The organism is Streptomyces sp. NPDC031225, from assembly GCF_055570355.1.
On the sequence record NZ_JBVIHJ010000001.1, the window covers coordinates 15,651 to 29,190 of the forward strand.

Genomic DNA, 13,540 nt, shown 5'->3' on the forward strand with positions numbered 1-13,540 from the left:
GCTGGGAGGAGGACGGCGGCAACCAGCACGCGCGCGTGGTGCCGTGTGAGCCGCGGCCCGTACCCCTGTCGGCGGGGGTACGGGCCGCACCCGTACCTCAGCCGGTGACGGTCTGGCGGCGTCGCGACGAGTACGCCATCGCGTGCTGGACGACTCCGACCAGGACGTCCTTGACCGACTGCTTGTCCCGGGCGTCGCACAGCACGATCGGCACGTCCGCGTCGAGGTCGAGCGCCTGCCGTACGTCGTCTTCCGGGTAACGGACCGCTCCCTCGAAGCAGTTGACGCCGACGAGGAAGGGTATGGAGCGCCGCTCGAAGTAGTCGATGGCGGCGAAGCAGTCCTCCAGGCGCCGGGTGTCGACGAGCACGACGGCTCCGAGGGCGCCTTCGGACAGCTCGTCCCACATGAACCAGAAGCGTTCCTGACCGGGTGTGCCGAACAGGTAAAGCACCAGGTCCTCGCGCAGGGTGATGCGCCCGAAGTCCATGGCGACGGTGGTGGTGCGCTTGTTCTCCACGCCGCTGATGTCGTCGACCGGGCGGCCCGCCTCGGTGAGCAGTTCCTCGGTGCGCAGCGGTCTGATCTCGCTGACGGCGCCCACGAACGTGGTCTTGCCCACGCCGAAGCCGCCGGCCACCAGGATCTTGAGCGTGACGGGCTCGACCGGGGGCTTGCCGCGCTCAGAACGCCCGAAGATCATTGGTCTCTTCTCCTGCTTGCTGGGGTGTCGGGTCGACGGCGGGCCATGGCCTGCGCCGCCCGGGGTCTCGAAGACGCGTCCGTCGCGCGGGGCGACGTGCGGCGACTTCGGTGACCGTACCGTCCGCGGGCACGCGGCCCGCCATGCCGTACGGGGGCACCTTACGGTGCCTGGCAGCGGCGCGAAGTCGTCGAGCCGTACTGCTGGTTGGGCGGTCGAGGAGCGGGGGCCGGGATCCGTACGGGGCGGCCGCTTCGACCGACGCGAAGGGCGAGGTCGCGTGAGGGGTACGGCGCCTCGGTGAGCGGCCGACGGAGGTCGTGGTCGGACGTCGGAGTCGGTCCGCGGAGCCTGTCGTCACGTCCGTCTCCCCGATCGGCCTGCCCGGCAGCGTGCCCGCGGGGCCGGGGCCGGCCGTCCGCGGATGGTCGTCGACGATCAGTCAGATCATATCGCCAGGGGATGCCTGCCCCCGCCACGGAGCGGCGGGGACCTGGGGGTGGACATACGGCCCCTGCCGCTGCGTTCTACGAGGCCAGTCGCGCGCGGTGGACGGTTGCGGGCCATGCCGGCCCCGAACGCCGTCCGTGAGCGCCCGGCGACGCCGACGGAACGGCCCCGGGGTGGGCCGGACGGTCCGTCACAGGGCCCTGAGGCCGTTGATCACGTCGCGCAGAATGCTTTCGTCGGGCAGTTCGGCGGGCGGCACCGGCCGGTTCACATGGACCCACTCCGAGTCGACGAGGTCGCCTATGAGGACGCGTATCACGCCGATGGGCAGGTCGAGTTCGGAGGACAGCTCGGCGACCGACTGCGGGGTGTCGCGGCACAGGTCGACGATGTCCACGTGCTCGGGGGACAGCGAGTGGTCCCCTTCGGGGTCGTCCGTGTCCGGTTCGGCCACGACGACCGCGATGAGGTCGAGACGGTGCTGGCCGTCACTCGCGGTGCGGCCGCGCGTCATGGCGTACGGACGGACCACCGGTCCGGCCTCGTCGTCGAACCAGTGGCTTCTTCCCTGACCGTCTGTGCTCATGCCATCTCACTACCCGCCCTGAGGCAGATCGGTGCGTGGAGCAGCACTCAGATGCACACCGACCCGCTTGACCAGGAGCGTCATCTCGTAGGCCACGAGGCCCACGTCCGAGTCGGCGTCCGAGAGGACGGCCAGGCAGCTGCCGTCGCCTGCGGCCGTCACGAACAGGAAGGCGTCGTCCAGTTCCACGACCGTCTGCCGGACGTTGCCCGCCTCGAAGTGCCGGCCCACGCCCTTGGCGAGGCTGTGGAAGCCGGACGCCACGGCGGCGAGGTGCTCGCTGTCCTCGCGGGTGAGGTCCTTGGACACGCCGGTCGGGAGGCCGTCGCTGGAGAGCACCAGGGCCTTGCGGATACTCGCGACACGGTCCACCAGGTCATCGAGGAGCCAGTTGAGCTCGCCGGACTTGTCGGTCGCCTTCGGTGCGGTCATCGACCGTCCCCCTCTGTCGTTCGTTGTGGTGCTGTGCCGCCGGACGTGTCGACGTCCTCGGCGTTCTCCTCGCGGCCGCGCTGCCAGCCGCGCTGGAGCGAGGCCATGCGGCTGCGTACCTCGTCGGCGTCCCGGTCGGCGGGCCCCGACTGGTTCTGGGGGCGTCGCTCGGGGTTCTGCTTCAGCTGCGGGGCCAGGTTGGCCTGCCGGACGCGACGGGGCAGCGGGGTGCTGCCGGAAGCGGCGTCCTGCGGCGCCCTGCCCGAGCCGGACGCGCCGGCGGTGCCGCGGGCGGACCCGCCCCGGCCGGGCCGTACGGCACCTCCCGGGGCGGAGTCGGGCGAACCGTCCCTCCCGCGCACACCGGGAGCGGAACCGACGGCACCGAGAGCGGGCGCGCCCGAACCCGGCCCGCCGGTGGCGGAGTCGTCAGGCGCCGAGCCGCTCGCCGCGATCTCCGCTCGCCGGGTACGCCGGGGCAGCGCGGGGGAACCGGCCGCCCCACCGAGTTCACGGCCCGGGGACGACGAGGAGGCCGGAGCCTGCGTCGTCTCGTCGAGGCGGTCGGCGACGCCGGTGCCGCGGCGCAGAGCCGCGGCGCGACGGCGGCTCGGCAGCGTCGGGGGCTCGGAGCGCGAAGGGCCCCCCTCAGTTGCCGAGGGATTCGGCTGCGACCGGGACGGGCCCGGGCCGATCGCCGGTGGCTCGTCCGTCTCCACGCGTCCCGGCCGTTCGCCGGTGACGGGGCGTCCGTGGGAGCTGACCAGCTTGGGCGTACGGAGGCGCGGCAGCGGCACCGGGGCGGCATCGCCGATGCCGTCGGCGCCCGGGCCTTCGTCGTCGACCTCGGCCAGGGAGCGGCGCGGGCGGAACAGTCCACCCCGCTCGCTGTCCTCGGAGTCGAGCGCGCCCGGGAAGTCGTTCAGGGCGTCCAGGTCGACGGGGGCCTCCAGTTCGACCGGACCGTTCAGGATCGCGGGCGCCGTACCCGGCAGCTGGGGCGGTCCCTGGGCGAGCAGGACCCGCCTGGACTCCTCCGGTGCGACCTCCTTCGGCTGCTGGGGGCGGTCGAGACGGAAGCCGATGCCGTTGGTGTCCGGGACGTCGTCGGTCAGCAGCGCGTCGGGGATGAAGACGACAGCGGTGGTGCCGCCGTACGGCGAGGGCTGGAGCGAGACCCGGACGTTCTGCCGCTGGGCGAGCCGGCTGACCACGAACAGGCCCAGCCGGTCCGTGTCGGACAGCTCGAACTCCGGTGTCTCGGCGAGCCGGAGGTTGGCGTCAAGGAGCGCGTCGGCGGCCATGCCGAGTCCGCGGTCGTGGATCTCCAACGTGAAGCCGTTGGCGACGCGCTCGCCAAGGACCTGGACGGCGGTGTGCGGCGGGGAGAACACGGTGGCGTTCTCCAGGAGTTCCGCCACCAGGTGCGTGAGGTCCGCGACGGCCGGTCCGGTCACGGCGACCCTGGGCAGCCGGCGGACCTCGATGCGTTCGTAGTCCTCGACCTCGGCGACGGCGGCGCGGACGACGTCCATCAGCTGGACGGGTTTGCGCCACTGCCGGGAGGGGGCGGCGCCGGAGAGGATCACCAGACCCTCGGCGTGCCGGCGCATTCGGGTGGTCAGGTGGTCCAGGCGGAACAGGTCGGCGAGCTCGTCGGTGTCCTCGGTGCGGCGCTCCATGGTGTCGAGCAGGGTGAGCTGCTTGTGGAGCAGGACCTGGCTGCGGCGGGCGAGGTTGACGAAGACCTCGGAGACACCGGCACGCAACTCGGCCTGTTTCACGGCGGCTTCGACGGCGGCACGCTGGAGGGTGTTGAGTGCCTGGCCGACCTCGCCCATCTCGTTCTTGTCGTACTCCAGGCGCGGGACCTCGGTCTCGACGTCGACCTGCTCGCCCACGGAGAGGCGGCGCATCACGCTGGGCAGCCGTACGCCGGAAGCCTCGTGGGCCTCCAGGCGCAGCTGCCTCAGGTCGCGGATGAGGCCGCGGCCGACCCGTACGGACAGCACCAGCGAGAAGAGCAGGGCGATCAGGCCGAGGACGCCGACACCGGCCGCCTTGATGATGACGCCCATGGCGTCCGGGCGGACCCGGTCCTGAAGGCGGTCGCCGGCCTGGTCGTCGAGCTTGGCGAGGTCGGCGAGCGCAGTGCCCGCGGCGGTGTCCCAGCTCTTGGCGCTGACCCTGTCGAAGGTGCCGGGGTCGGCGGAGGCGACGGCCTGCTCGGCCGAGCGCAGTGGAGCGGTGGCGGCGTTCTTCCAGAAGCTCTGGTAGCGCTCGCGCTCCGCCGCCGGCAGGACCGCGAGGCTGATCTCGTACATCAGGGTGCGCTGCGCGGCGAGGTCGGAGACGTCACGGATCTCGTCGTGGTCCAGTTTCCCGACCACCAGGGCGGAGCTGAGCAACGCGTCCTCGCGGGACAGCAGTTCGCGGGCGCGGGTGATGTTCACCAGGGCACGGGCCTGCTTGTCCAGCTCCACGCTGTCGACTCCGTCGACGGTGGCGAGGAGGGCGTAGCAGGGGTCGATGAGCCGGTTGTACTGGTCGAGTGCCTGGAGGCGGGAGACGGTGCCCTCCTCCACGCTCCGGCGCAGTGAGTCGATGCCCGCGAACGCGTCCAGTACGGCGGTGAGGCGATCGTCGTCGTCCTGGTCCAGGCCGTCGCGGACATCGGGATCGCGCGAGTTGCTGCGGAACTTGGCGATGGCGTCGTCCGAGGCGTCCCGTGTGTCGCGCAGGGCGGACAGGGCGTCCGAGGCGCGCGGGTCGGCGAGGTAGACGAGGGTCTGGCGGCGTTCCTGCTGGAGCACGCGAACGGTGTCCTCGGTGGGGTAACCGAGCTTCTCCGTGACGGTCGACACCTGGAAGAGCCGGGCGACCTCACGTCCCGTCAGCACCGTGGCGAAGCCCCACACCGCGATCAGGGAGAGCAGCGGCACGAGAAGCAGCGCCACGATCTTCCGGCGGATCGACTTCCCGCGAAAGCGCATGGCCTCCCCCAGCTCGACCCCCGTCGGCCGGGGGTACACATGTACGTCAACAAACGGCGCGAGCCTACTACTGACGCAGACGTAACTCGAAGTTCCGTCCGGAACCCGAACTTCCGCACCGGCGCCGAGACATGTGGAGGTGTCTGGCCATTGCGGGAGATTGCCTCCTGCGATCAGGCAGTCCGTATCGCACCGCAACCGATCGACCAGGGCGGCTGGTTGGCTGGATTTTTTCGTTTCTTTGACGTCGTGGGGGAATCTTGAAGGGGTCCTGTACGTAGTTCTCTTCGGGAAATGGCGGTGGATTCGGCCACAGGAGCCGCATCTGCAACTGGGCGGCGTAAAGCAGCGCAAGCCGGGCAGCCACCTTGAAGCCCGGTCCACGGGCATCGGACGAGGGATCTGCCGGCGGTGGGGAGTGACACGGTGATGGGCACGGCGGCACGACAGGAGGCGCCGGAGGACGGCGTGGGTACGGCGGGTTCGACGGTGCCGAGGCGCCGCGAGACGCCGGTTCACGGCACTCCGGCAGCGAAAGACAGGCCACGCGGGCGCGATGTGGCCCAGGAGGAGCCGTACCGGCCATTGTGGGTCGAGGAGCCCGCGCGCAGGCGTCGGCTGCCGGACCCGGTGCGGACCTCCGCGGTGCGGGCGGTGCTCATCATCGCCGTGACCCTGCTTCAGGCGATGGTGGCCTTCCTGTGCACCCTGGCTGGTTCCTGGCTGGCGTTCCCGATGGTGGTGAGCAGCGTGGCCGGCATCGTGGTGGCCACCTGGGGCGCCCTGGACGTGTGGGTGACCCGCCAGGTGTGGAACCAGCGGCACGGCGTGGTGTCGACCCCGAGCAGCACGGCGCGCGCTCTGCGGCGCGAGCGGCGCAAGGCCCGGCGGCAGGCGCGCGTCACCGAGCGGGCCCAGGAGCGGATACGGCGCCAGGGCGGCGGCGCGGGGCAGTTGTCGCACCCCTGAGTCCGGGCGGGCGCGAACGCTCGCCCACGGGCTCCGCGGCTCGAGGCCCCCGCGGCCCGGTGCCCCTTACGGCGTGGCAGGGGCGACGGGCGCCGGACGTTTGAACATGCGGGTCGCCGTGATCTCGCTGTGTCCCGCCTCGCCCGCCTGGGGCTGTTGCGGCAGGCCCGGGCGGAGGTGTTCCTCCACGCTGATGTATTTCAGGCCGGCCCTGAGGTCCGCGTCGTTCCGCAGACGGATGACCAGGGGGAACTCCGCGAGTGCCGTCGTGTCGAACAGGCCGGTGGTGTAGAGGAGTTGGACACCCAGGGCGTCCGAAACCGCTCGCTGGAGCTCCAGCAGATACGTCGCGTTGGCGCGGCCGATCGGGTTGTCCAGGAACAGCGTGCCGGCGTGCCGGTGCTTGTCCCTGCCCCGGTCGTTGGAGCGCAGGGCCGCCATCGTGCAGTACAGGGCGATGGCCGCGGTGAGCAGCTGGCCGCCGGAGAACACGTCGCCCATCTGTCCGACGGGCACACGCTCGGCACGCAGCACGGCGTCGGGCTTGAGGATCTCCACGGCCACGCCCTTGGGCTGGAGCGCGGCGGCAACTCCCCGCAGCAGCAGCGACATTCCGTCGCGCCGCAGGTCGGAGTTCTTCTTGACGGCTGCCCGGGTCGCCTCGTCGACGACCTCGCCGAGCCGCTCGGTCAGCGTGGCCTGGTCGGGTTCCTCGAAGCGGATCCGCAGGAACTCCTGCCCGGACCACTCCCCCAGCCCCTCGGGCAGCCGGGACAGCCGCTGGGCGGACCTGAGCGTGGCGAGGGCGGACTCGACGAGCCCCCGCAGCCGGTCCACGATCGAGTCCCGGTTCCGCTCCAGCTGTGCCAACTCGTCGGTCAGCACCCGCAGCCGGGGCGCGAAGGCGTCCGCCCACTTCTGCGCGTGCTCGGGCAGCGCGGACGCGGGCAGCTCACGGATCTGCTGCCGGGCGGGGGTGCGGACCTGCTCGTAGCGTGTGGAGTTCGCGTGCCGGACGAGCACGTCGCTCGCCTCGCGGACGGCGGACTCGGCGGCGGAGAGGTCGGCGGCGCAGCCGCGCAGCGAGCGGCGGGCCTCGGCGGCGGACTGCCGGGCCTCCTCGGGGCTGCCCGGGTAGGGCTCCGGCTCCTCGTGCTCCTCCTCCGCGCCGTGCTCGCGCAGCAGGTCACGGAGCATCGCGGCGATCTCGTCGAAGCCGCTCGCCGCGTCCTCGGCGGACCGGTGGGAGCCCAGCAGTTCCGCGTGCGCCTCCCTGGCCTGTGTCAACGCCTCGGTGCGGGAGGCCAGTTCGGCGGTGGCCGTGCGCAACAGCGCCTGCGCGTGCTCGGCATCGCGCGGCTCCAGCTCCTCCGGCAGCGCGGTGTGCGCCTCGCCGTCCTCGGGCGCGAGCCGTTCGGTCTCGCCGCGCAGCCGGCCGAGCTGCTCGCTCGCGGTCGACATGCGGGCCTCCAGGAGCTGAACCAGTTCCTCCGCCCGAGCGGCTGCGGCCTGCCGGGAGGGCCCGTCGGAGCCCTCGGTCGACTGGAGCAGCTGCTCCGCGCGCGTGCGGACCTTGTTGCTCAGCCGGTCCAGCTCGGCCAGGGACCCGCTCTCGTCGCTCTCCGCGCGGGCCTGCTCGGCCCGCAGGTCGGCATCGACGCCGACCTTCTCGTACAGCTGGGACGCGGCCCGGTAGGCCTCGCGGAGCGCGGGCAGGGACACCCGGGAGGGATCCGCGTCACTGTCCGGTACGTCGTCGGGGGCGCCCGCGATCTCGGCGCGCTCCGCCCGCAGCGCACGGGCGGTGCGGCGGGCGTCGTCGGCGGCGCGCTGGGCACCGCGCCGGTCCTCGTCGGCTGCGCGGGCGCGTTCCAGACAGGTCTGGGCGCGGGCCTCCGACTCGGCTGCCTCGTCGGCGAGTTCGCGCAGCTTGACCTGCCAGCCGGCCCGCTCACGCAGCCGGAAGGCGAGCCCGGCGAGGGCGTCGGCGGCACGCCGGGCCTTCTGCGCGGCCTCCTGCCGCTCGTCGCGCGTCTGGGCGGCCTCGGCGGCGACCTCGTCGGCCTCGGCACGGACGGTGCGCGCCTCGGCCAGCTCCGCCTCCGCCTCCTCGGCGAACGCGCGCGTGTCCTGGGCGGCCTGGCCCAGCTCGACGAGCCGGCCGGCCGGACAGCCGGTGCGCCAGGAGGCGAGCCTGGCGGCCAGCTCCCGGTCCTTGCCGAGCCGGGCCGCGAGCGACCGGATCTCCTCGTCCCGCTCGCCGGCCCGTGCCCGCAGCGCCTGGCGTTCCTCGTCGGCGGCGTGCTCGTCGTGCATGGCCGGGTTCGGCGGTACGAGGAAGACGTCGGTGCTCTGGGAATCGGTCGCCGGGGTCGGTGCGAGCAGCGCGGCTGCCGTACCGACGGCGACGGCGGAGCGTGGGAGCAGGGCAGCGTCGTTCAGGGCCTCGCGGGCACGCGCGTGTGTGGCGGGGTCGGTGATGATCACGCCGTCGACCAGTTCGGGACGCGCGGCCAGCACACGCGCGTGATCGGCGGGGTCGACGGCCTGGGCGAGATAGCGCCAGCCGGGCAGGGCGGGGATGCCGTTCTCGCCGAGGAACTCGACCGTGGCCAGTACGTCGGGCCCCGGAGGCAGCAGTCCGCCGTCACCGAGCGCACCGAGGATCCGCGCATCGTCGGCGGCGGTCGTGCGCAGCTCGAACAGCTGGCGTTCGGCGGAGGAGACGGAGCCGTCGAGCAGTTCACGGAGTTCGTCGGCGAAGCGGTCGAGGTCCTCGGGGGTGAGCGCCCCGTCGTCGGACGGGCTTCCGTAAGGGTCCGTATCGGCCTGCCTCGTGGCGTCCGTGTCGGCCTTCTTCGGATCGCCCGCTGCACCCTTCTTCACTCCCGTGGCCCCCGCCCGCGGCCCAGGTACTCCCCCGCGGGAACCGGTCAGGCTCAGCAGCTCCGCGAGCCGCTCCTCCCCCGCCAGGCCCTCGGCAAGCCGGCGTTCGGCCTCGTAGGACCGCTCGGCCGCCGTGGCCGCGTCCTCCGCGCGGGCGGCCGTGAGCTCCGCGCGGGACTCGGCGGAAGCGGCCTCGCGCGCGTGCTCGGCGGCCCGGCTCGACGCCTCCCGGGCGGTGTCCCAGGCGGCCACCGCCGTCTTCTCGGCGTCGCTCGCGGCGAGGGCGGCGCGGGCGGGGTCGGCGTCGGGTGCGGTGTCGTCGAGCCAGCCCGCGCGGACCGCCTCAGCGGTCTCCTGCTCGACCTCGCTCAGACGCTGGCGCAGGTGTCCGACCTCGCTGCGGGCGCGCTGTGCCTCGGTGGCGGCCGAGGTGGCGTCCCGGTGCGCCGACTCGCCGACCTCCTGGAGGGCGGCGGACCGCTCCTCCCCTTCGTTGGCGAGGGTCTCGGCGCTCTCGGCGGCCGCGTGCAGGGCCCGGACGAGATCTGCGGCGGCCTTGGCGCGGGCGGCGAGCGCGGGGGCGGCGTCCCGTTCGGCCACCTGGATGGCGGCGGCCACGCGCGTGACCCGGTCGGCGGCGGCCCGGTGGCGCAGGACGGTCTCGGCGGCCTGCCAGGCGGAATGCAGGGTGCGCGCCTCGGCGAGCTCACGCTTTTGGGCGGCGGCCGACTTCTCGGCGGCGGCGAGCGCCAGGGACGCGTGCCGGTAGGCGAGTTCGGCGGCGATCAGTGCGCTTCGCTCACGGCCCGCCTCGGCATGGGTGACGGCGTACGCGGCGGCGGTGACCCGCTGGGCCAGGTCCGCGGCCCGCACCCGCTCCTGGACGCCCCGCGCGGACAACCGCCGGGCCAGCGCCCGTGTACGGCGTTCGGCGCCCGTGTGGATGTCACGTGCGCGTGAGCGCGCCTCGGCGGCCTCGACGATCCGCCCCAGCAGATCCACCGAGCCGGCGGTGAAGTCCCGTTCCGCGATCAGTTCGGCGCGCCGCCCCAGTTTGTTGCCGAAACCGCCGACCAGGTCGGCGAGCCCGTCGGTGTCCCGGGTGTCGGTGACTGCCCGCAGCAGCAGGTCGGTGAAGTCGGAGTCCTTCTTCACCGCGAAGAGGCCGGCGGCTTCACCCTCGTCGGCGTTCATCTCCCGCTGGTAGCGGAAGAGTTCGGGGTCCAGGCCGAGCTCGCCCAGGTGCTCGATCCACCGGTCGTGGATCTCCTCCCAGTGCACCTCCAGGTGCGGATACGCCTTGCCCGACTCGGTGATGGCGTCCCGGAAGCCCTTCATGGTGCGACGGCGGCCCTGTGCGCCCGACTGGCCCTCGGCGGGCTGCCGTACGCCCGTGGACTCGGCGACGGGCAGGTTGTCGAGGCTGAGCCCCGGGCCGGGCCGGAAGGAGTACCAGGCCTCGGCGAACTTCCGCGGGTCGTTGGAGACCTGGCGTCCCCGCCACTCGCTCACCTTGCCGACGACGACGCACTCGCCGGTGAGGGTGTGCTGCCACTCCAGGGCCACATGCCCGCAGTCGTCGGCGAGCAGGAACTTCCTGAGCACGCCGGAACTGGCGCCGCCCAGCGTGTTCCGGTGGCCGGGCAGCATCACCGAGAAGATCAGCTTCAGCAGGACGGACTTGCCGCCGCCGTTCTCCAGGAAGAGCACTCCGGCCGGCGCGGGCCGGCGCGGCGGGCCGACGGGTTCGTCCTCGAAGAACTCCGCCTGGGTGGGCGCGGGGTCGGGCACGACATCGCCGACGCCCCGCAGGTCAAGCACGGTGTCGGCGTAGCGCGCACCGGCGGGACCGATGGAGTAGAGGCGGACCCTGGACAGCTCGTACATGGCGGACTCTCGTAAGTCTTCGGCAGATCGGAAGGTTCAGGAGTGGAACGGCAGCCCGGCATCGGCCGCCAGTTCCAGGTCGTCGGCGTCCGCGGCGGGCAGCAGCGTCGGGGTGCCGTCGGTGACCGGGACGACACCCAGTTCGAGGAGTTCGGCCATGGCGGCACTGCCGGCCATGTCGCGCACCTGGAGCTGGTAACGAGCCGTGGTCCGGTAGGTACCGCCGTTGTCGTCGCCGGTCCGCTGGAGGAACCCGGAGTCGGTGAGGAAGGCGGCGGCCTTGCCCACGATGCCCGTCGTGGACCCGGCGAGCCTGCGCGCGTCCTTGGTCGCACCGGCCGCGCTGCGTCTCGCCCAGATCCGCCAGGCCGCCTCGAGGCCCGGTGCGTCGGTGGCCGGGTCGGTGTTCTCGCCGACCTCCTCGGCCCGCTCCTCCAGGCGCCGGCAGGCCTGGCGTACGAAGGCGTCGACGCCGTTGACCGAGACGCGCCCGATGTATCCGTCGTCGGCGAGGTCCTCGGGCCGGGGGAACGCCATGGCGGCGACGGCGAGATGGGCCAGTCCGTGCAGGAACCGGTCGCCGCCGTCGGCCGACGTACGACGCGCGTAGTCCCCCATCCGCACGGCGAACACGGAGTCCTCGGCAGCGGTCACGGCCATCCCCGCGCGCGGGGAGACTTCGAGGACCACCAGGCCGAGTCCGGCGGCGACGGCGTCGGCCAGCCGAGCGAACGGCGGGTCCTCCCGGTGGCGCCGCAGCAGGTCGGCGTATTCCTGGTCACGCGCGGGCTGCAGCTTGGGCTGCAGTCCGAAGGCGACGAGCCGAGCGGCGTCGGCGGCATCGGCGGGGGTGACGGCGGCGGGCGTCGCCGACGGGGCCGGGGCCTCCGAGTCACTCCACTCGACTTGCTCACTCACGGCTTGGGCTCCTTGTCACGCTCGTGCTCACTCATGCTGCGTCCCTGCGGTCCGCCGCCATCCCCACGGCGTCCAGCAGGGCCGTGCCGACGATGAAGTCGGCGCCGCCGAAGTCCGGATCGTCCAGTTCCGTCCCGTCGTCCACCGCGAAGAGCAGCTTCTGCTCGCCCTGCCGGTAGGCGGTTCCGACCGCGGGGCTGGCCGCGTGGACCGCCAACAGGGCCACCAGATAGGCCAGGTCGAAGCCGCCGGCGTCGCGGGCCTCCACGAGCAGCCCCGAGAGCCGTCGCGGCGCGTCGGCCGGCAGATCCAGCAACTCCTTCGCGGTCGCGAGCTGTTCCTCGCTGAACCGGCTGTCGTCCGGCGTGGCGATGAGGTCCGGCTCCGGCATCTCCGCGCCCAGGTGCTCGCGCTCCATCGGGGGCGTCAGCAGTATGTCGACGAGGTCGCCCACCCTCACCGCGACCGGGGTCCGCAGCCCGGTCCCGCGCGCGAAGAACGCGTCTGTGACGCGGGTGGCCTGCTCCAACGGCAGCGGCAGCACAGGGGCGACGAGGTGGCCGTACAGGTCTATCCCCGATGTCGTCATCGGAGTGGCGAAGGCCTGGCGGTCCTGTTCGGCACGGAACAGGGGTCCCGCCTCCAGGAGCCGGGACTGGAGTTGGGTGTGGCGCCGGATGCAGTCCTTGACGATGTCGACGAGTTCGGCGGCCCGGCGCTTCTGCTCGGGGTCCTCCGACTCGTCCCGTGCCTTGCGGATGTTCGTCAGGATCGCGTTCTCGTGGCGGTACCGGTCGGCGACGTGTTCGAGGGCCTCGGCGATCATGTCGGGCACGGAGTTGAGCCAGTCGACGGCCCGGACATTGCGCCGGGTGGCGTCCAGCGCCCTGCGCAGGGTCTCGGAGTACTGCACGGTCCGGTACCGCGCCTGCTCGGCGGCGAGTTGGGCGTCGGCGAGGCGGCCGCGGCTGATCAGCACCTCCAGCTTGACCTCGGCGGCGATCTGGGCGCTGGTGACATCGGTGTCGAGGGCGCCGACGAGGACGTTGACCGCCTCGTCCGTCGTCCGGAGATACACCGAGCCGCCGGGGCCGGGCACCTCCTCGATCAGCTTGAAGTCGTAGTCGCGCCGGACATAGGTGCCGTCCGGCGCGAAGGTGCCGTAGACCGCCCGGAAGCCGCGGTCGACGCTGCCGACGTTGATCAGGTTCTCCAGGACCCAGCGGGCCACCCGCTCGTGCTCGGCGACGGGCCGCTGCGGGGCCTGGGCGGCGATGCGTGGGATGAGACGGGCCACGACCTGGTCGTGGTCGGCGCCCGTGTCGAAGTCCATGTTCAGTGTGACCAGGTCGATGCCTGACAGGGCCACCTCCGCCATGCCGTACACCGAGTACTCACCCGCGAGGTTCGCCTTGCGCACGTCCAGGTCGTGCAGCGGCGCGGTGCATGCGAGGGCGCGCAGCCGACGCGCCAGTCCCTCGTCGGCGGCCGGGCCCGGTGCGGGGCGCGGCCCCGCGCTGAACTGGGGCGGAACGCTGTCCGTCGATGCAGGCGAAGTCACGGTGCACAGACTAGGTCCTCGGTCTGACAACTCCCCAAACGGCGCGGATCGCCTCCGGCGGTTGGGCGGGGGACCACGGTTGCGGTCCGCCTGCCGACCGGTGGGGGCTGATCGCGCCCACGCGGCGGAGCCGCATGATCAAGCACAGCCCCGCG

The 13,540-nt window shown here is 72.8% G+C and carries 8 protein-coding genes and 1 pseudogene; 1 reads left to right on the forward strand and 8 read right to left on the reverse strand.

The genetic code is table 11. The features are described from left to right. Positions 1-97 precede the first annotated feature (97 nt). The 5 genes and pseudogenes from ACZ48Z_RS00065 to ACZ48Z_RS00085 all read right to left on the reverse strand — a co-directional run bounded on the left by ACZ48Z_RS00065 (position 98) and on the right by ACZ48Z_RS00085 (position 5,164). The gene (locus ACZ48Z_RS00065) at positions 98-703 is read right to left on the reverse strand and encodes a GTP-binding protein (protein WP_468733502.1); all 606 of its coding nucleotides are present in this window, start codon (positions 701-703) and stop codon (positions 98-100) included. After that, positions 684-878, reverse strand: a pseudogene (locus ACZ48Z_RS00070) (hypothetical protein); the annotation flags it as partial. The gene ACZ48Z_RS00065 and the pseudogene ACZ48Z_RS00070, both read right to left, overlap by 20 nt. 465 nt (positions 879-1,343) lie before the next feature. Next, positions 1,344-1,739 carry a DUF742 domain-containing protein gene (locus tag ACZ48Z_RS00075; protein WP_468733503.1) on the reverse strand — a complete coding sequence of 132 codons (396 nt, stop codon included), beginning with the start codon at positions 1,737-1,739 and terminating at the stop codon, positions 1,344-1,346. Between the two features lie 9 nt (positions 1,740-1,748). Beyond that, the gene (locus tag ACZ48Z_RS00080) at positions 1,749-2,171 is read right to left on the reverse strand and encodes a roadblock/LC7 domain-containing protein (RefSeq protein ID WP_468733504.1); all 423 of its coding nucleotides are present in this window, start codon (positions 2,169-2,171) and stop codon (positions 1,749-1,751) included. Then, complete coding sequence (locus ACZ48Z_RS00085; RefSeq protein ID WP_468733505.1) at positions 2,168-5,164, reverse strand: sensor histidine kinase; 2,997 nt, start codon at positions 5,162-5,164, stop codon at positions 2,168-2,170. Before ACZ48Z_RS00085 ends, ACZ48Z_RS00080 begins: the two co-directional genes overlap by 4 nt. A 429-nt stretch (positions 5,165-5,593) precedes the next feature. Between ACZ48Z_RS00085 and ACZ48Z_RS00090 the strand changes: the two genes are divergently transcribed. Next, positions 5,594-6,133 carry a hypothetical protein gene (locus ACZ48Z_RS00090; protein WP_468733981.1) on the forward strand — a complete coding sequence of 180 codons (540 nt, stop codon included), beginning with the start codon at positions 5,594-5,596 and terminating at the stop codon, positions 6,131-6,133. Between the two features lie 66 nt (positions 6,134-6,199). Here the strand turns inward: ACZ48Z_RS00090 and ACZ48Z_RS00095 are convergent, their stop codons facing one another. Genes ACZ48Z_RS00095 through ACZ48Z_RS00105 form a run of 3 tightly spaced genes read right to left on the reverse strand, consistent with a single transcriptional unit; the run spans position 6,200 to position 13,385 of the window. Beyond that, positions 6,200-10,906, reverse strand: coding sequence for a hypothetical protein (locus ACZ48Z_RS00095; RefSeq protein WP_468733506.1), 4,707 nt, complete (start codon positions 10,904-10,906; stop codon positions 6,200-6,202). A 36-nt stretch (positions 10,907-10,942) separates the two neighbouring features. Then, positions 10,943-11,824: a hypothetical protein gene (locus tag ACZ48Z_RS00100; RefSeq protein ID WP_468733507.1), complete on the reverse strand. Its 882-nt coding sequence runs from the start codon at positions 11,822-11,824 to the stop codon at positions 10,943-10,945. 31 nt (positions 11,825-11,855) lie between these two features. After that, complete coding sequence (locus ACZ48Z_RS00105) at positions 11,856-13,385, reverse strand: hypothetical protein (protein WP_468733508.1); 1,530 nt, start codon at positions 13,383-13,385, stop codon at positions 11,856-11,858. Between the last annotated feature and the right edge of the window lie 155 nt (positions 13,386-13,540).